Source organism: Massilia sp. CFBP 13721, assembly GCF_014842025.1.
GTDB lineage: Bacteria > Pseudomonadota > Gammaproteobacteria > Burkholderiales > Burkholderiaceae_D > Telluria.
The window spans coordinates 24,087-45,767 of sequence record NZ_JACYUY010000018.1; the positions used below are offsets into that span (position 1 = coordinate 24,087).

18 protein-coding genes and 2 pseudogenes are annotated in these 21,681 nt (G+C 59.9%); 7 read left to right on the plus strand and 13 right to left on the minus strand.

Annotation, left to right across the window (positions count from 1 at the left end):
* Position 1: 1 nt before the first annotated feature.
* Together IFT60_RS17055 and IFT60_RS17060 are read right to left on the minus strand one after the other, a co-directional pair.
* Complete coding sequence (locus IFT60_RS17055; RefSeq protein ID WP_192053695.1) at positions 2-721, minus strand: ZIP family metal transporter; 720 nt, start codon at positions 719-721, stop codon at positions 2-4.
* Positions 718-3,400 (minus strand): annotated as a pseudogene (locus IFT60_RS17060) (heavy metal translocating P-type ATPase). The gene IFT60_RS17055 and the pseudogene IFT60_RS17060 overlap by 4 nt, the downstream one beginning before the upstream one ends.
* A gap of 355 nt (positions 3,401-3,755) precedes the next feature.
* On the opposite strand from IFT60_RS17060, the gene IFT60_RS27200 reads away from it, so the two are divergent.
* Positions 3,756-3,884 carry a hypothetical protein gene (locus tag IFT60_RS27200; RefSeq protein ID WP_524537867.1) on the plus strand — a complete coding sequence of 43 codons (129 nt, stop codon included), beginning with the start codon at positions 3,756-3,758 and terminating at the stop codon, positions 3,882-3,884.
* 166 nt (positions 3,885-4,050) lie between these two features.
* Here IFT60_RS27200 and merR read toward each other — a convergent pair whose 3' ends face one another.
* Positions 4,051-4,473: a mercury resistance transcriptional regulator MerR gene (gene merR / locus IFT60_RS17065; protein ID WP_192053697.1), complete on the minus strand. Its 423-nt coding sequence runs from the start codon at positions 4,471-4,473 to the stop codon at positions 4,051-4,053.
* Between the two features lie 63 nt (positions 4,474-4,536).
* On the opposite strand from merR, the gene IFT60_RS17070 reads away from it, so the two are divergent.
* From IFT60_RS17070 to IFT60_RS26610, 3 genes are read left to right on the plus strand one after another with little or no spacing between them, the layout of a single operon-like run.
* Positions 4,537-4,881 carry a mercuric transporter MerT family protein gene (locus IFT60_RS17070; RefSeq protein WP_192053699.1) on the plus strand — a complete coding sequence of 115 codons (345 nt, stop codon included), beginning with the start codon at positions 4,537-4,539 and terminating at the stop codon, positions 4,879-4,881.
* Between the two features lie 12 nt (positions 4,882-4,893).
* Entirely contained in the window at positions 4,894-5,169 is a 276-nt protein-coding gene (locus IFT60_RS17075; protein WP_192053701.1) for a heavy-metal-associated domain-containing protein, read from the plus strand.
* 4 nt (positions 5,170-5,173) lie between these two features.
* Positions 5,174-5,386: a GDCCVxC domain-containing (seleno)protein gene (locus tag IFT60_RS26610; RefSeq protein ID WP_229510947.1), complete on the plus strand. Its 213-nt coding sequence runs from the start codon at positions 5,174-5,176 to the stop codon at positions 5,384-5,386.
* Positions 5,387-5,449: 63 nt separating this feature from the next.
* On the opposite strand, the gene IFT60_RS17080 is transcribed toward IFT60_RS26610, so the two are convergent.
* Positions 5,450-7,885, minus strand: a complete 2,436-nt coding sequence (locus tag IFT60_RS17080; RefSeq protein ID WP_192053703.1) for a heavy metal translocating P-type ATPase — start codon at positions 7,883-7,885, stop codon at positions 5,450-5,452.
* 93 nt (positions 7,886-7,978) lie between these two features.
* Between IFT60_RS17080 and cadR the strand changes: the two genes are divergently transcribed.
* Positions 7,979-8,407 (plus strand): Cd(II)/Pb(II)-responsive transcriptional regulator, encoded by a 429-nt coding sequence (cadR, locus tag IFT60_RS17085; protein ID WP_192053705.1) that lies wholly within the window; start codon positions 7,979-7,981, stop codon positions 8,405-8,407.
* A 115-nt stretch (positions 8,408-8,522) separates the two neighbouring features.
* On the plus strand, positions 8,523-10,451 hold the full coding sequence (locus tag IFT60_RS17090; protein ID WP_192053707.1) for a cytochrome c/FTR1 family iron permease: 1,929 nt from the start codon (positions 8,523-8,525) through the stop codon (positions 10,449-10,451).
* Between the two features lie 245 nt (positions 10,452-10,696).
* Here the strand turns inward: IFT60_RS17090 and IFT60_RS17095 are convergent, their stop codons facing one another.
* The 9 genes and pseudogenes from IFT60_RS17095 to IFT60_RS17130 form a co-directional block, all read right to left on the minus strand.
* Positions 10,697-11,146, minus strand: a complete 450-nt coding sequence (locus IFT60_RS17095; RefSeq protein ID WP_192053709.1) for a copper-binding protein — start codon at positions 11,144-11,146, stop codon at positions 10,697-10,699.
* Positions 11,147-11,231: 85 nt separating this feature from the next.
* Positions 11,232-11,477 carry a hypothetical protein gene (locus IFT60_RS17100; RefSeq protein WP_192053711.1) on the minus strand — a complete coding sequence of 82 codons (246 nt, stop codon included), beginning with the start codon at positions 11,475-11,477 and terminating at the stop codon, positions 11,232-11,234.
* 122 nt (positions 11,478-11,599) lie between these two features.
* On the minus strand, positions 11,600-14,776 hold the full coding sequence (locus tag IFT60_RS17105) for an efflux RND transporter permease subunit (RefSeq protein ID WP_192053713.1): 3,177 nt from the start codon (positions 14,774-14,776) through the stop codon (positions 11,600-11,602).
* Positions 14,773-16,329: an efflux RND transporter periplasmic adaptor subunit gene (locus IFT60_RS17110; RefSeq protein ID WP_192053715.1), complete on the minus strand. Its 1,557-nt coding sequence runs from the start codon at positions 16,327-16,329 to the stop codon at positions 14,773-14,775. Before IFT60_RS17110 ends, IFT60_RS17105 begins: the two co-directional genes overlap by 4 nt.
* Before the next feature lie 25 nt (positions 16,330-16,354).
* On the minus strand, positions 16,355-17,662 hold the full coding sequence (locus IFT60_RS17115; RefSeq protein WP_229510949.1) for a TolC family protein: 1,308 nt from the start codon (positions 17,660-17,662) through the stop codon (positions 16,355-16,357).
* Positions 17,663-17,737: 75 nt separating this feature from the next.
* A complete protein-coding gene (locus tag IFT60_RS26360) occupies positions 17,738-18,148 on the minus strand; it encodes a hypothetical protein (RefSeq protein ID WP_192088017.1) in 411 nt (136 codons plus the stop codon).
* A gap of 160 nt (positions 18,149-18,308) precedes the next feature.
* Positions 18,309-18,481: pseudogene (locus IFT60_RS27090) on the minus strand (IS3 family transposase); the annotation flags it as partial.
* 107 nt (positions 18,482-18,588) lie between these two features.
* Positions 18,589-19,311 (minus strand): DUF305 domain-containing protein, encoded by a 723-nt coding sequence (locus IFT60_RS17125; RefSeq protein WP_192053719.1) that lies wholly within the window; start codon positions 19,309-19,311, stop codon positions 18,589-18,591.
* Between the two features lie 42 nt (positions 19,312-19,353).
* Positions 19,354-20,007, minus strand: a complete 654-nt coding sequence (locus tag IFT60_RS17130) for a PEP-CTERM sorting domain-containing protein (RefSeq protein ID WP_192053722.1) — start codon at positions 20,005-20,007, stop codon at positions 19,354-19,356.
* 795 nt (positions 20,008-20,802) lie between these two features.
* Here IFT60_RS17130 and IFT60_RS17135 point away from each other — a divergent pair.
* Positions 20,803-21,672 (plus strand): hypothetical protein, encoded by an 870-nt coding sequence (locus IFT60_RS17135; protein ID WP_192053724.1) that lies wholly within the window; start codon positions 20,803-20,805, stop codon positions 21,670-21,672.
* Positions 21,673-21,681 lie beyond the last annotated feature (9 nt).

The following is a 21,681-nucleotide window of genomic DNA, read 5'->3' on the forward strand; positions in this document are numbered from 1 at the left end:
CTCATATAAACATATCGATCATAAAGAGCAGGATGAACCCGAGGAAGAACATTGCCGTCTGGCCCGGTGTTTCCTTGCCTTCGTGAGCTTCCACCAATAACTCCTCGGTGACCAAATAAAGCAATGCGGCCACGCCGAACGCCAGTAAAGCGTCGATAAACACCGGGGTCACGCTGTTGAGTATGACGGCGCCGGCCCCGGCCCCTGCCAGCAGCCCGATACCGAGGATCCCGGCAGTAACGCCGATCCTGATCGATGTCTGGCCGACCGTACGCAATGAAGTCGCGCATGAGGCGCCAAGAAAAAACAGTTCTAGTACCAAGCCAATCGTTAGCAGCAGGCCTTGCTTCTCTCCCGCCGCGAACGATAGCCCGATCAATGCGCCGTCGAGGACAACGTCGACGCCCATCGCGGTGAGCAGCGCGCGCGGATCGCGACCTTCCTCGGCGTCTCCGCCTCTCTCGCTCCACCATTTCAATCCAAGCATGAAGGCGACGCCGAGCGAGAATCCGATTAAGGTGGGCCAAGGCAGGCGCCGATGCATCAGGTCCGGCAACAACTCGACAGCCAGGACGCTGAAGACCGTACCCGCGGCAAAATGTTGAACCGCGCTGCGCAAGCCGGCGCCAGGTTGCTTGATGAGCGCGAGCATAGCGCCGGCCAGGGTGGCGACGGCAGGGAGCGCCGCATACATCATCACTTTCGACAAGGTGGCTGTCACAATGATGCCTCCTTCGAGCCGGTGTGACGGAGATCCTTGGATTGAACTGGGCTCTCGTCCAAACCTGCCGCTACGGTTGTGTCGACGGTTTGACTCACCACGTCCGGGTAGGCGAGCAGGCGTAAGGCATTAATCACCACCAGAATAGTAGAGCCTTCATGGAACAGGACGGCAGTGCCGATATTCAGGCCGAAGATCGTCGCCGGAATCAGGACGGCGACCACGCCCAGGCTTACCCACAAATTCTGCTTGATCACGCGCCTGGTGCGACGCGACAGGCCGACCGCGAACGGCAGTTGGCTGAGATCGTCGCTCATCAATGCAACATCGGCGGCCTCGAGTGCGACGTCCGAGCCGGCCGCGCCCATCGCAATGCCGACGGTCGCGTTCGCCATCGCGGGCGCATCGTTGACGCCGTCGCCGACCATGGCGACCTTGCCGTGGCGTTCGCGCAAAGCCTTGATTGCCTCGACTTTCTGTTCTGGCATCAGGTCGCCCTTGGCTTCGGTCAGGCCCACCGTGCGCGCGACGGCATCCGCCACCTGCTGATTGTCAGCCCGAGATCATCACCAGGCGTTCGATGCCAAGCTCCCGCAATTGCGCCATCACGCCGGGCGCCGCCGCACGCGGCGTGTCCATGACGCCGATGACCCCCAGGAAGCGCGAGCCCTTCCTGACGATCATCGTGGTGCGCCCCGACTGCACCAGCTTCTCGTTGGCAGCGGCTAATTCGGGTGGCAGCAGCATGCCGTCCAGCTCGCTGAACAGTACGGGCTTGGCAATATAGACAGTCTCGCCATCGACCGTTGCCTGGACACCGCGGGCGGTGAGGCCACGCACATCGTCGGCACGGACCGCAACAGTGACGGATTTGAGCCGGTCACGCCCGCCCTTGACGAGCGCCGATGCCAGCGGGTGGTCGCTATGCGACTCGACCGCCACGACCAAGGCCAGCAATTCGTCCTCGTTTGCACCACTCGCCGCGATCACGTCCGTCAGCTTCGGCCGCCCTTCGGTCAAGGTGCCGGTCTTGTCGAAGGCAATCGAATTGAGGCTGCCGAGGTTTTCCAGCGGGCCGCCCCCTTTTACCAGCACGCCGCTGCGCCCAGCCCGTGCCACGCCCGACAGCACGGCACTCGGCACCGAGATCGCCAGTGCACACGGGCTCGCGGCTACCAGCACCGCCATCGCGCGGTAGAAGCTGGCCGAAAACGGCTCGTCGATCACCAGGAAGGCGAGCATTAGCAATCCCACGAGCGCAAGGATGACCGGGACGAACACCCGTTCGAACTTGTCGGTGAATTGCTGGGTGGGCGAACGCTGTGCCTCGGCTTCCGCCACCATCTGCACGACGCGGGCCATGGTCGACTGCGACGCCAGGCGCGCAACCATGACTTCCATCGCGCCGGCGCCGTTGATGGTGCCGGCGAATACGCGGTTGGCTGCATCGACTCGGTCGAACGCGGTAATCGCGCTAGCCCCATCCTGGACCGGCGACTTGTCGACCGGGATACTCTCGCCGGTCACCGGCGCCTGGTTGACGCTGGATGTACCTTTGACGACGACGCCGTCGGCGGGCAAGCGTTCATTCGGCTTTACCAGCACGACGTCGCCTGGTGCGAGAGAAGCCACGGGAACCTCTTCCAGCTCCTCGCCACGCTTGCGCACTGCCGTTTCCGGAGCCAGCTTGGCAAGAGCCTCAATTGCTTGCCGCGCGCGCCCCATCGCAAAATGTTCCAGCGAGTGACCGAGGCTGAAAAGGAATAGTAATAATCCGCCTTCCGCCCAGTTTCCCAATGCGGCCGCGCCGGCGGCGGCGACCAGCATCAGCGTATCGATTTCGAAGCGACGCGCGAGCAGGTTCTCGAGCGCTTCCTTGACGGTAAAGTAGCCTCCAAAGAAGTAGGCGTTAACATACAAAGCCTGCGGCAGCCAGTCGGGACCGGCATCGGCGCGATCGAGCAGCCAGCCAGCCAGCACGCAGACGCCGGCGATGAGGGCAAAAATGAGTTCGGTATGTTCGCCGAACACGCCGCCATGCGCATGCGTGTGTCCTGCGTGACCGCCCTTGTCATCGTGCGCATGTTTGTGCCCCGCATGCGCACCCTTTTGCCCATGCGCGTGGTCGTGACCGGCGTGACCGTGATCGTGCTCTCGATCGCCTATATGCTCGACCCCGCTTTTGGATCCGCGGCCGTGATCGTGAGCGCGTTCCATTTCCGCGCCCGTGTCGGTCAGTTCCGTACCAAGGGCGCCGACCAGCTCTTCCAGCCGCGTTCGCGCCACGGTGGCGCGCTCGTATTCGATACGAATCCTGCCAGAGGCAGATACCTCGGCCTCCAGCACGCCTGGGACCTGCCGCAAACGCTGCGAAAAGAGCCGCGCGCTGCGCGAGTGGAGCGGCGCAGGCGCGCAGCCGACGTAGTGGGCGAACTTTTCGGTAAGCTGCGCACCGACAGCACTGACTAGTTCACGGAGCCGCGCCACTGTGATGAGGGACGGGTCATAGTGCAGGCACAGCAGGGGCGGCGATCCCTCTTGTTTCTTTATATGAACACGTTCCACTCCCGGACGGCCTGTCAGCAGGCCGACGAGCCGGTCGATGCAAGGATCGTGCGCATCATCCACTTCGGGCAGGATCAACGGCAATTCAAGCCGCACTCGTTCCGATTGTTCCATATGACCTCTCGTTCCTGGGAAATTCCAGAATAATGCCGATACTGGATATCGTCCGTATGCCAACGCACCGAGGCGGAATTGAAAAGCGACAACCCGGTCGACCGTTATGGTACGCAGGTACCAGGCACTGCTCCCATCGGTTGTCCTTGGGCTCGCCTTCGTCTTCCGGAAGAAGGACGCTCCTGCCGCACTGGGAGAGTCGGAAGATGCTGAGGAAACGGCCGTCAAGACACCGGGCAAAGTGGAAGGAATGCCGACTAAGCCCCGGGCCTGGTCGAGATGACAATGCAGCAAGTGCAGGGCGCCGAAATCGTCGTGGCACCTCGGTAGTGAGCATCGACATTGCTTTGCCGAGTTGCGCAGCACCGCGCTCGCCGCGGGCAAGCGCCTTGGCCTGGCGCGCGTGACGTGCAAGCGCGAGAAGAAACTGTGGGATCACAGAGTCTCGGAGCAGCAAACCGGTCTCGGAGAGTTTTACCTATGAGCGCAGGACGGTATGCGAACCCGGTGCAGGCACTGCATATCAAGTTCATCCATATCCTGATTGAACTGGTCGAACGAGCTCACGTACTAGAAAACTACTCGCCGCCCAAATAGCAAACCGCGCTACATCGATTCAACGATGGAATAAAGGGCGTGCCAGTGTCCGATCATTGCTGAAAATGCAGGACAGATGCGTCATCGATCAGTGCCTGGATTATCGGACAGCGTGCGCGGGAATGCTCGCTGTCGCAGCGAGCCACCATTGAAGCGAGCGCTGTTTTCATCGCAAGTAGATCGCTCAATTTTTCCTCTACCATGGCAAGCTTTTTGACCGCCAGGCCGCGCGTTTCGACACAGGTCTGTGCCCCCTCCAGCTTGAGCAAGTTCGCAACTTCATCGAGCGTAAAGCCAAGAAGCTGTGCCCGCTTGATGAATCGAATCCGGCGTACGTCCTCTGCCCCATAGGTACGGTAGCCACTACACGGCCGCGCCGGCTCCTCAATCAAGCCACTTCGCTGATAGAACCGGACCGTCTCCACATTCACGCCCGCGGCACCGGCCAGGCGACTGATCGTCATTTTCTCAGGCATGCACTTGACTCCGTAGTTGTGTACGGAGTTTATCCTGTTTCGCACAACAGAATTGGAGCAGGCATGGCATTTGGAACAAAGGGATCGCTCGTCGCAGGAGTGTTGGCGGCGCTTGGCGCCTCGGCATGTTGCGCCGGTCCGCTCCTCCTCCTGTTGCTGGGTGTCGGCGGCGGCTGGGCGTCTCGCTTGATCGCCTTCGAACCTTATAGCCCTTATTTCACCGCGCTGACAGTGCTGTTTCTGGGCGCTGCTTTCTACAATTTGTACCTGCGTCGACGCGCTTGCGCCCCTGATGAAGCCTGTGCCACCGGCCGTGTCGTCAGGAATCAGCGCATCATGTTCTGGCTCGTCGCTGTTCCTGTAATGCTATTGCTGACAATGCCCCTTTACGCCCCAATCTTTTATTGAAAGGATTACCTGATGCGTGGTTCCATATTGATTGCTGCTCTCCTGCTGGCTGGGTCGGCCTTGGCCGGCACGCCAGAAAAGCTCACGTTAAACGTGCAGAACATGACCTGTGCCACGTGCCCGATCACCGTCAAGAAGGCGCTCGAGCAAGTTGCCGGGGTGAGTGACGTGAAAGTCGATTTAGAGCAGAAGACGGCCACCGTGCACATGGATACCGACAAAGCCAATGCCTCGATGTTGACCAAAGCAACGACGGATGCAGGCTTTCCGTCGACTGTCAGGAAGTGACGCGATGACTGGCGCAATACTTGAATCGGTCCTGACTTGCCCGCACTGCGAAGGAAGCAAGCAAGAAACCATGCCCACTGACGCATGCCAGTTTTTCTATAAATGCGAAACTTGCGCCGCCGTGTTGCGGCCGAAGCCTGGCGACTGTTGTGTCTTTTGCTCATATGGCACGGTGAAATGCCCTCCCATTCAGCTTGAGCGTCCTTGCTGCGGCTAAGAGGCAAAAGCTTGGGCAGATTGAAAGCGCGCTGTGGACGCGCTCCAGACCTGCCCAGGAATGCTAGCCCCGGTTGCGGGCGTCTCCCGCCTTAAGCAGCCGCAGCCCGTTGAAGACCACGAGCAGGCTCGCTCCCATGTCTGCGAACACGGCCATCCATAAGGTGGCCGAGCCGGTGATGGCCAGGACCAGGAACACTGCCTTGATCAGCAGGGCGGCGAGAATATTTTGCTTAAGGATGGCTGCCGTCTTTCTGCTCAAGCGGATGAACTGCGCAACCTTGCGCAGGTCGTCATCCATGAGCGCGACGTCAGCGGTTTCAATGGCGGTATCGGTACCCGCCGCACCCATCGCAAATCCAATATCGGCCTTCACGAGCGCCGGCGCATCGTTGATGCCGTCGCCTACCATGCCGACGGTGCCGAATCGGGCAATTTCGTCATTAATGGCGGCGAGCTTATCCTCGGGTAGGAGGTTGCCGCGCGCGTCGTCGATGCCGACCTGCCGTGCGATCGCCGCGGCTGTCACCGCATTGTCGCCGGTCAGCATGATGGTTCGAATTCCCAGCTGATGCAGCTGGGCGATCGCTTCGCGGCTGGTTTCACGGATCGTATCGGCCACGCCGATGACAAGCAGCGGGGCCGTGGCGTCGCACAGGACAACCGCCGTCTTGCCTTCACCCTCCAGCCTGGACAGGACTGCTTCCGTCTCCGCGCTGCAAATGCCGAGCTCTTCCACTAGTCGGTGATTACCCAGGTAGTACCATTTGCCGCCGATCTGCCCTTTGGTGCCTCGTCCAGCCAGCGCCTCGAATTCGTTTACCGACGCGAGCGCGAGCTTGAGGTCTGAAGCTTGCCAATGGCGGCTGACCGCGGTCGATACCGGATGGTCTGAGCGGTCCGCAAGCGCTGCCGCGAGCTGCAGGTTGACTTGCGCATCGCCTTGCAGGGGCAGGACGTCGGTCACTACTGGCTTGCCCTGGGTGATCGTGCCAGTTTTGTCCAGCGCGAGGGAGCGCAATTTGCCGCCCTGCTCCAGGTAAACGCCACCTTTGATGAGGATGCCGGCTCGCGCCGCGGCGGCCAGGCCGCTGACGACCGTGACCGGGGTGGAGATTACCAGCGCACAGGGGCAGGCGATCACCAGTAGTACGAGCGCCTTGTAAATCCACGGCATCCATTCGGCGCCTATTAACAGTGGCGGAACAAAGGCCACGGCCAGTGCAATGGCGAACACGGCCGGCGTATAGATGCTCGAAAAGCGGTCGACGAAGCGTTGGGTAGGCGCGCGACTACCCTGCGCCTCCTCGACCGCCCGGATGATGCGCGACAGCGTCGAGTTGCTGTGCCCGGCGGTGACACGGTATTCAAAGGATCCGGTCTCGTTGATCGTGCCGGCGAATACCTTGTCCCCGACGATTTTGGGTACCGGCATGCTCTCGCCCGTGATCGGTGCCTGGTTGATCGAGGACTGGCCGGACGTAACTTCTCCGTCAAGGGCAATTCTTTCGCCCGGTGCGACGCGTGCCAGTGCACCGATTTGGACGCCGGCCGCTTCCTGTTCGGCCCAGCTGCCGTCCTCCTGGCGAATGCTGAGCCTGTCCGGCGTCAAACCCACAAGGCCCTGGATCGCGTTTCTCGCCCGGTCGAGCGAACGCGCCTCGATCACCTCGGCTACCGCGAACAGGACCATGACCATTGCCGCCTCGGGCCACTGACCGATCAGCACGGAGCCGGTGACCGCGATCGACATCAGGGCATTGATGTTGAGGTTGCGGTTCTTGAGCGCGATCCAGCCTTTTTTGTAGACGCCCAGGCCCGTCATCGCGAGTGCAAGTACCGACAGCAGGATGACTGGCCACCAGTTCTCATCGCCTGTCGTCCACGCGACGATCTCTGCACCTACCGCCGCAGCCAGTCCAAACGCGAGCATCGCCTGCTGTCGCTTCCGGGAAGCGGGAGCTGCCGTCGTGGCGCTTTCCTGCCCGGCAGTGATGACAACGGCTTGCATGCCGATCGAGGCAAGCGCGTCCTGGATGCCCGCCACCGGCCCGGTGTGCCTGACGCTCAGGCGGCGCTGGACAAGATTGAATTCGAGCTGTTCGACTTGGGGCATGGTCGACAGCTTCCCGCGGATGAGAGATTCTTCCGTAGGACAATCCATGTTCTCGATCCGGAACACGGTGCCGGGAAGCGCCGCGCCGGTGTCAGAAGCGCTTTCGACCACGGGATCCATGCCAACCGCACGTACCGCTGCCAGAATGGACTCGGGGTCGGCGAGACTGTGCGCGACCTGCAGCCTGCGCTGTACAAGATTGAATGAAAGTTCTCCGACCCCGGGCAGACGCCCCAGTGCCTGGCGCAGTAGCCCCTCTTCGGTCGGACAATCCATTTGGTCGATGCGAATGACCAGCGAGCGGGTATGGGCTGAAGACAAGTCATTTACCAATGCGGCTGGCTCCGTTTGCGCGCAACACGATTTGGTCTGGCATTCCGACATGTCGACTCCTTGGGAAACTGTGTATAGTCACGTATTGAACACCCTGAAGTAGATACAGGGTCAAGCACTAAATTAACATATCGGAACCGCTACATGAAAATTGGCGAACTTGCCAAGCGCTCAGCCTGCCCGGTCGAAACGATCCGCTATTACGAGCATAGCGGCTTGCTTCCTCCGCCAGAACGCTTGCCAAACAACTATCGCGCCTATACCGAGAGTCACGCTGAACTTCTGCTGTTCATTCGGCACTGCCGTGCCTTGGACATGACGCTCGATGAGATCCGGATGCTGCTGGATTTTCGCGCCCATCCGGAACGGAACTGCATCGGCGTTAATGCCTTGCTCGATAAACACATCGGGCATGTAGTCGAACGTATTTCCGCATTGTCGGCATTGGAAGCACAGCTCCGGGAACTCAGGAGCCAGTGCCTCGCCACCGACAGCACGAGCACCTGCAAAATCCTGCAGGCGCTCGGCGCTGACCCATGCGCACCTCTTCCACCTGCCCCGTCGATCGGCTGACTTCGCCCTGAGCGATGAGCATCAGCCCAAAAAATATAGCGGAAAGACTTGACCCTGAAGCAGCTACAGGGTGTTAAATGCCAGGCTCACCCAATACGAACACAAGTGTCTCCATATGAATTCCTCTGTCTGGCGTTGGTTCGCTTCCCTCGCATTGTTCTTTGGCTGCGCGATCGGCGCTGCGCACGCAGATACCAAGTCTTCGGAAACTGAAGCCCGGCAGCTTTGGCAGTTGCTCGATTATGTCGCGGTTGACTACCCGGGCGCGGTCCAGCACGGATCGGTCGTCAGCGCGGTCGAGTACGGAGAAATGAAGGAGTTTACCGTGCGCGCGCAAAGCCAGGTGTCGGCACTGCCGGCGCATCCTTTGCAGGCGGAGTTGAGCACGGCCGCCACACGCCTGAAGCAGGCGGTCGAAAAAAAGGACACACCGCAACGTGTCGGCGAACTCGCGCGTGACGCGAAACGGCTACTTCTTCAGGCGTACCCGTTCCCTGTTGCGCCGCGCAGCATGCCAGACTTGTCCCGTGGCGCCACCCTCTACCAGGCGCAATGCGCTGCATGCCACGGGGTTGGCGGCGCGGGTGATGGCCCGATTGCAAGCCGGCTCGAACCCAAGCCAATCGCGTTCACCGATCAGGAACGGGCCCGTTCCCGTTCACTCATGGCCCTGTATCAGGTGATCAGCCAAGGCGTTCACGGAACGTCGATGCCCGCCTTTACCAACCTGTCCGAGCACGACCGCTGGTCGCTGGCGTTTCATGTCGGACGACTGTCCTTCGCGGAACCGGATATCAAAGCCGGTGAGACTGCGTTTGAACGGGATAAAGCCCTGTATTCGGCACTGCCGGACATTAGCGCGCTTGTGACGACAACTGAAGAAGAACTGGCAAAACGATTGCCGCCGGCGACCGCACGCGCGGCCATGGCATATGCGCGCGCCCACCCGGAAATCATCAGGGAGCAGCAGGAACGCACGGGCATCGCCCTGGCGCGCAAGCTGCTGCAGGACAGCTTGAATGCATTAAAGAACGGCCAGGGCGTTAATGCCACGAAGCTCGCCTTGTCGGCGTACCTGGACGGCTTTGAACCGCTCGAAGCGACCCTCGACGCGACCAACCGCCAATTGCTCGTCGATGTGGAACGGACGATGCAACTATACCGGGGCGCGGTTGCAAAGGGCGACGTCGAACGGGCATCCGGGTACGCCGGGCAGCTCGACGAATACTTCGTACGTGTCGAGTCTGTCACTGGCCCAGACCGGACCGACGCCACGACGGCATTCGTGGGCGCCTTGACCATCCTCCTGCGCGAAGGCGTTGAAGCCCTGTTGATCGTGATCGCGATGGTTGCCTTCCTGCGCAAGGCCGAGCGGCCCCAGGCGCTGCGTTATGTGCATGCCGGCTGGACCTCCGCACTGGCAGCTGGCGTACTGACGTGGCTGGTCGCCACCTACGTCGTCAGCATCAGCGGCGCGAGCCGCGAAGTCACCGAAGGCCTGTCCTCGCTTTTCGCAGCGGCGGTGCTGCTGTCGGTCGGCCTCTGGATGCACCAGAAGGGCCAGGCTGGACAGTGGCAGGCTTACCTGAAGCAGCACCTCACGGCAGCGATGGAGAAACGCTCGGCGTGGGCCTTGTTCGCCCTTGCCTTCATTTCCGTCTACCGGGAAGTCTTCGAAACCGTCCTGTTCTATTCCGCACTTGCGGCCGACGGTAACGGCCCCGCACTGCTAGGCGGCTTCGCTACGGGCCTTGTCCTGCTGGCGGTAATCGCTGCCGTCTTCCTGCGCACCAGTGCCCGCATGCCAATCGGTAAGTTCTTCTCGTTCAGTTCGGTATTGGTGGCCGCCCTGGCAGTCGTCCTGGTCGGAAAAGGAATCGCCGGGCTGCAGGAAGCCGGGTGGCTGACGGCCACTCCGACGACCGGACCGCGCATGCCCGTCATCGGGCTTTATCCGACGATGCAGACCTATGGGGCACAGCTGGTGTTGCTGCTGGCAGCTGGACTCGGCTTTGGGTTTAATCTGGTAAAAGCCCGCAAATAGTCCTCTTGGTACCAGGAACACACCTGCAGGCTAACGCGCAACGTGCGATGGCTGCCGTGAATGCGCCTCTCGGTTTTTCTTGCACCCGTCTTTTGAGGGCAGCATTGCAGTTAAGACAGTGAATCGCCACAGCCCATTCAGCATCAGCACAGCGACGCCGGCACGCCTGCAGGCCCGCAGGCGTCGCAACCCGGTTTGTCACTGCGCTGACGAATAGTGCACGTGCTGAAAACCCGTATGCCTCTTTATTTGACGGCTGAAACGACGTAGTTCGATCCTTGCTGGGTGAATTCAACGTCCACTTTCTTGCCGACTGCAAGCTTGTCGAGCAAGGACTTCTCCTTGACGCCGAAAGTCATTGTCATTGCAGGCCAATTTAGGGTCTTTACCTGGTCATGATCAAGTGTCACCTTGCCGTTAGCCGGATCCACCGCCTTAACCACGGCTGATGTCTTGTGCACAGTGCCTTGCTTGTGCGCGCCCTGAGCTTTGCTGTCGGCAGTGTGTTCCTTCATCATGTTCTTACATTCCTGCATGTTCATGTTTTTCATATCCTTCATGTCCATGCCTTTCATATCGTTCATGTCCATGCAACCATTTTTCATCTCCATACCCTTCATATCGCCCGACTGGGCGAACGTGGCCCCTGAGATAGACAGGGCAGAAATAAAGGTCAGTTGGGCAATGCGTTTCATGAGATTTCTCCTTACATTAATAAATAAAGTCGTGCGTTCCCGATGGAGCGACACGTTGTTGCGACAAGATTAGGTGACGAGTTCGTTAATGCTCAGGCTGCTCTTTTGACTTGTTCATCATTTCTATGCACTCCTTCATCATTTGTTCCTTGCCGGTTTTGCTACCCGACTGTTTCGGGTTTTCCTGGGCGCGCCGAGCTTGTTCCTGCCGCATGCGCTCTGCCTTGACTTTGCGTCCGTGCTCGATGATTTGCCAATCGGGACCAGCGAACGCCGGCAGAGTGGCAGCGAATGACATCGCGCTGACTACGGTGACAAGAAATTTCTTCATGATTGACTCCTTGAACGACTGCGAAAATTGAACTCGGCACAACCTGGCTGCGACAGAGCGTTGATCTCCTGCGCTCCGGCACTGCCGATAGAGCTGCCCTTGAACCACCGTGCAGTGGTACCTCATGTGGTTTCATAACGGGCCTCCTGGTGCGCGGGTTCCGCGGCGTTTTCTTTTCTTAATTCGCGACGGCGCATCAACTGGTAGACAGCCGGAACCACAAACATCGACAGCAATGGCGCCGACAACATGCCGCCAACCATCGGCGCGGCGATACGTTGCATGATCTCCGAGCCGGTACCAGACGCGATCATGATGGGTACCAAGCCTGCGATGATCACCGCCACAGTCATGGCCTTCGGCCTCACGCGCTGTACCGCCCCTTCCCGAATGGCATCCAGCAAATCAGCTTCGGATGACCTCCCGGCAGCCAGGCGGGCTTCCCAGGCATGCTTCAGGTAGAGCAGCATAATCACCCCGAACTCGGCCGCCACGCCGGCAAGCGCAATGAAGCCGACCGCGCTGGCGACCGAAAGGTGATGCCCGAGGATCCAGAGCAGCCAGATCCCGCCGGCCAGTGCGAACGGCAAGGTGGCCATGATCAGGACGGCTTCGTCAAAGCGCTTGAATGTCAGGTACAGGAGGACGAAGATCACCAGTAGCGTCGCTGGTACGACAACCTTGAGCTTCGCGCTGGCGCGTTCCAGGTATTCGAACTGACCCGACCAGGAAATCGAGTAGCCAGGCTGCAGCTTGACCTCCTTGGCGACAGCCTGCTGCATGTCCCGCACCACCGAGTTCATGTCGCGCCCCCGGATGTCGACGTACACCCAGCCGGATAGCCGTGCATTTTCGCTTCTGAGCATGGGTGGGCCGTCATTGATGCGGATCGCCGCTACATCTCCCAGGCGAATCTGAGCGCCGCGCGGCGTCAGGACCGGTAACTGGCGGAGGTTTTCGACCGAATCCCGGATTTCGCGCGGATAGCGGACATTGATCGGGAAGCGCTGCAGGCCTTCGACAGTCTCGCCGATGTTGTCGCCTCCAATCGCCGCGGATACGACACTCTGCACATCGGCGATATTCAAGCCGTAGCGGGCTGCCTGGTCACGGTTGATATTGACGTCGATATAACGTCCGCCGTTGAGGCGTTCGGCAAGTGCCGAAGACACGCCTGGGACCGTCTTGACGATCCGTTCAATTTCCGCGGCAACGCGGTCGATCTCCTGCAGGCTTGTACCGGCCACCTTGACACCGACCGGACTCTTGATGCCGGTGGCCAGCATGTCGATGCGGTTTCGGATCGGCGGCACCCAGATGTTGGAAAGCCCTGGCACTTTCACCACGCGGTCCAGTTCCTCGACCAGCTTATCCGTGGTCATTCCCGGCCGCCATTGATCCCGAGGCTTGAACTGGATCGTGGTCTCGAACATCTCGAGTGGTGCAGGATCGGTGGCCGTCTCGGCCCGCCCAGCCTTGCCGAAGACGCTTTGCACTTCCGGTACCGTCTTGATCAGGCGGTCCGTCTGCTGCAACAGCTGCGACACCTTGCCCACCGAAAGCCCTGGCAGCGCCGACGGCATGTACAGGAGGTCGCCTTCGTCGAGAGGCGGCATGAATTCGCCACCGAGCCGCGTCATCGGCCAGACGGTGATGACGGCGATCACGGCGGCAGCGACCAGGGTCGCCTTTGGAAAGCGCAGCACGCCATCGAGCAAGGGCCGGTAGACAGCGATCAGGAAGCGATTCAGCGGGTTCTTCTGTTCATCAGGAATCCGTCCACGGATGAGGTAGCCCATCAGGACCGGGATCAAGGTCACGGCGAGGCCCGCGGCCGCTGCCATGGAATAGGTCTTCGTGAAGGCAAGTGGGGAGAACAGCCGTCCTTCCTGCGCCTCCAGCGTGAACACCGGAATGAACGACAGCACGATGATCAGCAGCGAAAAGAACAGTGCCGGGCCAACTTCGGCGGCTGCGTCTCCGATGACCCGCCAGCGGGCTTCTCCCTCAAGTTTTGCTCCGGGATGACTGTGATTCCACGCCTCGATATGCTTGTGTGCGTTCTCGATCATGACCACGGCGGCGTCGACCATCGCGCCTACCGCGATCGCGATACCGCCGAGCGACATGATGTTGGCGTTCACGCCCTGGTAATGCATGACGATAAAGGCGATCAGGATACCGATCGGCAGTGTCACAATTGCGACCAGCGCGGAGCGCAGATGGAACAGGAAGATCGCGCAGACCAGCCCGACGACGATGAATTCTTCGACCAGTTTGTCTCGCAGGTTGTCGACAGCCCGCTGGATCAGGTGCGAGCGGTCATAGGTCGGCACGATCTCCACGCCGGGCGGCAAGCTCGGCTTGAGGTCCGCCAGTTTGGCTTTCACCGCATCGATGGTTTCCAGCGCATTTTTCCCGGAGCGCATGACGATGACGCCGCCGGCCACTTCGCCCTCCCCGTTCAGTTCGGAAATGCCGCGCCGCATTTCCGGCCCCAGTTGGATGCGCGCGACGTCACCCAGCCGGACGGAAACACCCGCCGCCGAGGTTGTCAGTGGAATCTTGCGGAAGTCATCCAGCGATTGCAGGTAACCGCTCGCACGCACCATGTATTCGGCTTCGCCCAGCTCGAGCACCGAGCCGCCGGCCTCCTGGTTGGCCTTTTGCACGGCATCAATGATGACGTTATGCGAGATGTTGTAGGCCCGCAGCTTGTCGGGATCGAGAACGATCTGGTATTGACGAACCATGCCGCCCAGGCTTGCGACTTCCGACACATTCGGCACCGTCTTGAGCTCGTACTTGAGGAACCAGTCCTGGAACGCGCGCAGCTGCGACAGGTCCATCTTGCCGCTGCGGTCGACCAGGGCGTACTCGTACACCCAGCCAACGCCACTGGCGTCCGGACCGAGTGCGGTTTTCGCCTGTGGCGGCAGGCGCGACTGCACCTGATTCAAATATTCCAGCACGCGCGAACGCGCCCAGTAGGGGTCGGTCCCATCCTCGAACAGGATGTAGACGAAGGAGTCGCCAAAGAAGGAATAGCCGCGCACCGTTTTCGCGCCAGGTACGGACAGCATCGTCGTCGTCAGCGGATAGGTGACCTGGTTCTCGACAATTTGCGGCGCCTGGCCCGGATAGGAGGTGCGGATGATCACCTGCACGTCGGACAAGTCGGGGAGTGCGTCGAGCGGAGTACGCTGCAGCGCGTAGATGCCCCAGGCCGTGATCCCGACTGTGGCAAGCAGGACCAGGAAGCGATTGAGGATCGACCAGCGAATAAGTTTGGCGATCATTTCCTGGTGTCTCCCATTCCGCTCATGCCCTGCATCGACGGGCCGGCAGGGGAAATGCTGGTGATCTGGAACGCTCCGTCCTTGGTCTGTTGGAACGCGAAGTCCACCGTGTCGCCGACCGCCAGATTTTTCGGTACACCTCCTGCCGGGACCTTGAACCCCATTGTCATCGCCGGCCACTTCATGCTTGGGATCGGATCGTGAGAAAACGTGATTTCATCCTTGTTGATATTTTCCACCTTGCCGTGGGCACGATGCGTCGTCGGCCCAGAGCTTGGCTTGGCGTCGCCCGCTGGCGCAGGCCCGCTCAGCCGGTTCGTGGTGCCTCGCAGGCTGGCTTCGGAATCGATCAGGAATTGGCCCGAAACAACAACTTTTTGCCCGACGTCAAGACCTTTGAGGATTTCGGTCTGGCCGTTGCTCTCACGGCCGATCTGTACATCGACGGGCATGAATTTGCCCTGGCCTTGTTCAAGCATGACGACACTGCGCGTACCGGTCTGGATCACTGCTTCCGTCGGCACCGTCAAGGTCTCCGCGCTAGCCGCTGGTGTGAAAGTCACGGTCGCGAACATGCCTGGCACCAGTCGCTGTCCAGGATTGGCCAGTTCGACACGTGCCTTCAGCGTGCGCGTTGCAGCTTCGACTTCGGGCAGGATAGCGCTGACCTTGCCTTGCAATAGCGTGCCAGGCAGCGCAGGTGTGCGGGCTTCCACCCGGGCGCCTGGACGTACCGCCGCCGACGCAGCTTCGGGCAGCTCGGCGTTGACCCAGACAGTGCCGAGCCCATTGATCCGGAACATGGGCGCACCCGATGCGATCGTCATCCCTTCACGGACAGTCAGTTCTCCGACGACGCCATTGATCGGCGAGCTGACGGTCAAGCGGGCCTGCACCTTGCCGCTGGACTCGACACTAAGGATCTGCGCATCCGTCATGCCCGCCAAACGCATACGCTGCCGCGCCCCTTCCACCAGTTCATCCGTGCCGGGGCCTCTCATCTGGCGCACAGTCAGGTATTCTTCCTGCGCCGCGACCCAGTCGGGCACATACAGTGCCGCGAGAGGCTGTCCCTTTTTTACCGGGTCGAGCGCTGCACGCACGAAGAGCCGTTCGACATAGCCGTTACTGCGCGCCTGTACCACGGCGACGTCACGCTCGTTGTAGGCCACGTTGCCGACGGCTTCCACGCTGGAGGCGAGCCTGTTCTTCGTGACTTCGGCGGTACGTACGCCAAGGTTCTGTTCGACTCGAGGACTGATGCTGATCTTGCCCTCGTCGCCAGCCTCGTCCGCGTACACGGGCACCAGTTCCATGTCCATGAAGGGCGACTTGCCCGGTTTATCGAATTTCTGGCCTGGAACCATCGGGTCATGCCAGTACAACACCTTGCGTCCCTGCGCCTGGTTCACACTTGTTCCCTGGGTAGTGGCCGCTTGTGGGGCGTTTGCCATACCCATCCCTCGATGCATGCCGAACTTGTACAGGCCGTAGCCGCCAGCACCCACGGCAATTGCCACGAGCAGGGCAATCGTCAGCTTTTTAGTATCCATTTAAAATCCTTGTCCGCCCGGCGTTTTAATGCGCGGAGCCGCCATTTCGGGGAAAGAGAAAATTCAGTTGCGCCCACAGGCGGTCGGTTTCCTGCGCGAGCTGTAAAGCCTGCAGGCGTACGTCGATTTCGCTGCGCCGGGCAGCGAGGATGTCGGCCAGCGCGGCCTTTCCGCCCCGGTAGGCGGCAGCGATGGCTGTTGTTCGTGAGTTGGCCAGAGGAGTCAGTTCTTCCTCATAGCGGGTTTGTCGCTGCCTGTTCGTATGCCACTCGTTCAACATGGCACGCACTTCCGCAACATGGGCACGCAAGGTATCTTCGCGCTCGGCCTTCGCCTGTTCGACCTGGGCCAGCTTCGAAGACAGTTCGCGGTCCTGGCGGTTTTTCTGGTCCCACTGCAGGGGCACCGAAAGGCCGACCGACAGCATGTCCGAATAGCCTGGGCCGCGTTTTTGTACTGCGACCTCGACGCTCCAGTCCGCTTTCTTGTTGGCCCTTGCAAGATTCGCTTCACTGACTGCAATGTCTTCCTGCCTGGCCAGCACTGCAAGTTCCGGGTGATGGTTAAGCTGGGTGTCGAGTGTGGCCTCGTCTAGGCGGATGGTATCGACCGCCGGCTTGTCGCCCAACGGCTGTTGCGCCGCGTCGCCGATCCACCGTGCCAGTGCGATTTTGGCGTTGCCGATGCGGCGATTGATATCGCTTGCCTTGTCTTCCAACCCCGCCAGTGCGCTGCGTGAACTGAAGATGTCAGCCTGGCTACCGCGACCGCCCCGATAAGCTGACTCCGCCGCTTGAATTTCCAGCTTCGCCTGATCGATCTGTTCTGCAAGTGCGGTCAACATGGCTTCGGCGTAGAAACGGTCCAGCCAGGCCAGCGCGGTCTCGCGTTCGATTGCCGCGGTCGTAGCCGCCTTTTCCGCAATCGATTTTTCTGCTTCGCGCTCAAATCGTTCGGCACGCAGCCGACGTTTGTCGGATCGCGTCAGCTCTTGCATCACACCAACGCGACGCATCGTCATGAAGTCTTGCGTCAAGCTGAAGCGGTCTTGTCCATTGATTGGAAGGTTATCGATACCGAGCTTCAGCACCGGATCGGGGAGCTGGCCAGCTACGACCGACATTTCCCGTGAGGACTGGGCAGCGTAGTCTTTGGCTGCCAGCATGCGCGATCGCTCGACCGCGTGCCGCTGGGCTTCGGCCAGGGTCAACGGCGTCTCGGCGGCAAACACACCATTGCCCGTGACAATCGATACAACAAGTAAGACTACGCGAAAAGACCGGGCGGCCGAACGATGCGCCATGCGCGGCGCAATGAAACGTGGGGACGACATGAAACCTCCAGAATGCATTGAGTAACACCGCCGGCAACAGGAGTGCAGCGATGAGGAGTCAAGCAAACTGGAAAATCAAATGCGGTAGCAGCAGTTGCGAACGGCTATCGGCGGCGCCGTCGCGTAGGCGAGGAAGGAGGGAACAGGCGCGCCACGGGGCGGCTGGAAGGTCAAGGTGTTCAGGCTTACCGGAAGCCCGTACCCGACGGCCACGAAGGGCATTGGGGGTGGCGTCGCAGGCTTGTCGAGCGATTGCTTGTCAGTCTGGTGGGAAGCATGGCACAGGCTGGGCTGTTCCATATCCATGTCCTCGCATGCGACCATTTCGGCTTGCGTCACATGCACAGACGAGGTCGACTGAGCGTCATGCCCCGGCTTCAGCACGGGGCATGCATATGCCGACACAGCAAGCTGCATGAACAGTATGCTGAACAGCACCACTGTTGCGGCAATCAGTCTGTATGTGCGAGGAAGTCTCATGGTCACGGGCAGTCTAGGGCCGTCTACTGTCGTTGTCAATTATGCCAACCTTAAACTGCGAAAATGTGTAACGCATCCATTTCAGGGATGCTCAGTTTAGGTTGTACTAAACAATGGTGAAAATCTAATCGGTTCAGCGGCCTGTCAGACCACGAAACCCTTTCCGACTAGCCAGCTCGACAGACTCACGGGTGTTCCAGGGAGCACAGCGGTGGATCGATTCAGCCTTGCAGAGCTTGTTGATTGTCTCGACCAAGGTATTGTCGAGCTATCACCTTTGCTGCTCCCAAAAGGCTCGATGCCGGTTTTTGGCAGGCACTCGATATATTGTATCGACACGTTCACGCACAGGGCGATCGCCGATCGCCGATCGCACGATGACGAACAGGAAACCAGGAATCAAGCAGGCCGGCACCCCTCGTCGGGATCCCAGCCTGGCTTTGTGCTTAAAACTCGTTGTCCTTACGCTTGTCGCCCGTCAGCGGGATAAATCCGCAGTCAGAAAAGTTCTTGCAGAGCATCTCCCGCATATCGTTGATACCGTTCTTCTGAACGATGACAATGTTCTCGCAGTACCGGCGGAGCCCGTCGTGGCTAAGGTCGCTCTTGACCGTGCAGTGCAAGCTCGGTGCCAGTGCACTCAGGTGGTGATTACTGAAGGATCGCAGGAAAACCTGGTTGAACTGGGCCCCGGCGGCCGTCCCCTCGAGCATTGCAATCATTCGGCGCCCATCCGGGGTAAGTTGGGGCTGATATTGAATCCCATACCATTCGCGCAGAAAGCGCTGAGCACGACCGATTTCCTCACGTTGTTCACGGTTTGCCATCCGCGCCATCGACCTGATTTCGTCATCGCTCGCTTTGGGTGGCGTTGCGCCGAACCCTGGCGTTGGCGATGTGCCCTCTTGCGGCGCAACGACTTGAGCGTCACGCATTGGATCGGTACCAGCGGCGAGTTCGGTCATGCGCAGCGCCGAATAATGATGGTTGATAATGAAGACCAGGTAATTTTTTTCGAACTGCGCGGTACTGCCTCGTCCCGGACCGTCTGCATGCGCCACGCCGACAGTGGCGGCAAGCAAGCCCAAGCCCAATACAGCGCCACGCGCACAAGCGCGGGACACTGCCACGACAGAACGAGAGTTCATCTTCTTGATTGCGGTTTTCATGTTTTGCTCCTTGAATGGTATGAATGACAACGGGGTTTCGATTCAAGTACGGGAAGCGTGTCGCCGGCGTCTGGCGGCGAGCACGGCAATACCGGCGCCGAACATGGCGTAGGTAGATGGTTCGGGAACGGCCACGACAACATTGTTCGCAGTTGCCCAGTAGACGTTCCCTTGCTCGTTCGTGGTTCGCATCGCGATCTCCGTGAGCCGGCTCGACGACAGGAACCCAAGGAAAGAGGATGGGGACGATCCAGTCAGGGTGTAAGTCGCGATATCGGTGCCGTTCATTGCTGTCAGTTCGATCGACCTGTCCGGGATGTATCCGCCGTAGGCATCGGTGGCGAAGAAGCTGCCGCCGAAACCAAAAACGCCAGGGCCAAAGCCGCTGAACGTGACCACGTCAGCGGCAAGGGTCGGGGCCAGATAGACGTCGCTGCCATTCAGAACAGGAAAAAATCCGCCATCGCCGGGGCCGGTAGAAACCTGGTACCGGTAGGCGCCGGCCAGCCGCGTCAGCGGCGTTCCAAGTTCCTCTGGTACGAGGTCATCAAAGCTGTCGACGACGGATCCGGACAAAGCGGTCAAGAACAGGGATTCGTCGGTGAAGACGATGATGTCGGCCCGAGCCGTAAGAGCAAGCGAAAAAATTAGTGCGGCCAGAAGCGGCTGCTTGAGTGAAGCAGGTATTCGTTTCATGTTCTACCCCAATAAATAAATCGTTCAGGCGAACGCCGGCGAATCCACGCATACGGAGCGGTGAACTTGCAGCGTTGTCGGTCGAAATTGTGTTCGGTTGGAGCGAGACGCAGACCAGACCGGTTACGGCTCAGGTGGCGAAATTCCCTCCCGGGTCAGGCACGAGGGGGTGGATCAAGAACTGGAGGGATGTAGCTGGAAAACTGGGACTGCAACGGGCGCCATTGGTCCGGAGGGATCGATGGCGCGCTCAGTAACGGGAGGGAGGGAATGGGCGCGTAGGGAACGACCGCGCTTGAACAACAAAGCTGTTCGCCCCGGCAGCAACAGTCGTCTTCGGTTGCGGCAGCCTTACCTTTCATTTCGGGGCAATCACCGCCATCCGCGCCTGGCTCGACCTGCATCGTCTGGCACGTAACGACTGCGTTCGCATAACCGTGATATGCGACCGTGAGAAACAACGAACACAAGAAAATTTTGCGTAGGAGCGCGACCATGCAAAAACTTTAACAGGGCCGCGGAGCGCGTCGCGCACGATACCGATAGTCAACGGCTCCTACCAATATGCATCCGGGTTCAGTGAGCCGTACCGCAGTGAGTCTCGCTCCTTCAGCCAGTACGAAGCAGGCGGCGTGACCTATCGAAGGCCGCACCGCGCCGACGATCGGGAAATGTGGCAAAAAAACAAATATCTCAAGTGCCGTTTGAATATCTGCTTCTAGATGGATATTCTGCCTGAGCAGTATCTTGATGTATGTATTTTCAATTCGTCCATAAAAATGAGAGGAAATTGTAATGCGGAAAAAGATATTCAAGCGCCTGGCACTCGCAATTGCTATCGGCGCTGCAGGCGTATCGGCGAGTCATGTCGCCCTCGCTAACCATGCATGGGGCAGCTACCACTGGGCACGCTCAACGCCTCAGTTCACCCTGAAGCTCGGTAATAACCTGACGACGTCCGCCTGGACGGCGCGCCTGAATCAGTCGTCCAACGACTGGAATGCGGGCAACACTCCAGTCCTCACTGCCATCGTAGCCGGCGGCACTTCAGCCAGAACCTGCAAAATGGTGCCCGGCACCACCCAGGTCTGCAATGCCAGCTACGGGAACAACGGCTGGCTTGGCCTGGCGTCGATCAACATCAACGGCGACCACATCACGCAAGGCACGGCCAAGATGAACGATACGTACTTCAACGCGGCCACGTACAACAACGTCAACGAACGCGAGCACGTGATGTGTCAGGAGGTGGCCCACACCTTTGGCCTGGGGCACCAGTCGGAGGACGGCAGTTCGCAGAACTCGTGCATGGACTATTTCTCCAATACCGGAGCGTATGCCACCAGCACCGTGAGCACGAAGCCTAACGCGCACGACTTTTCCTTGCTGAACAGCATTTACTCGCACCTCGACTCGACCAGCACGGTCGCCGCGACACCAGGGACGGTCGGTCCGGCGGCGAAAGGCGGCGCTAACGTTGACATCAGCGACGATCCGAACAGCTGGGGTGCATTGATGAAGCAGTCCGCCAACGGCCGCGCCTCCACGTATCAGCGCCACAATGACGACGGCTCCGTCACGCTTACCCACGTGTTCTGGACCAACGAGGCGGTGGCCAGCTGCCCGAGCTGCGACCACCGCCGCCAGTACTGGGACAGCCATTGATTCTCCGGG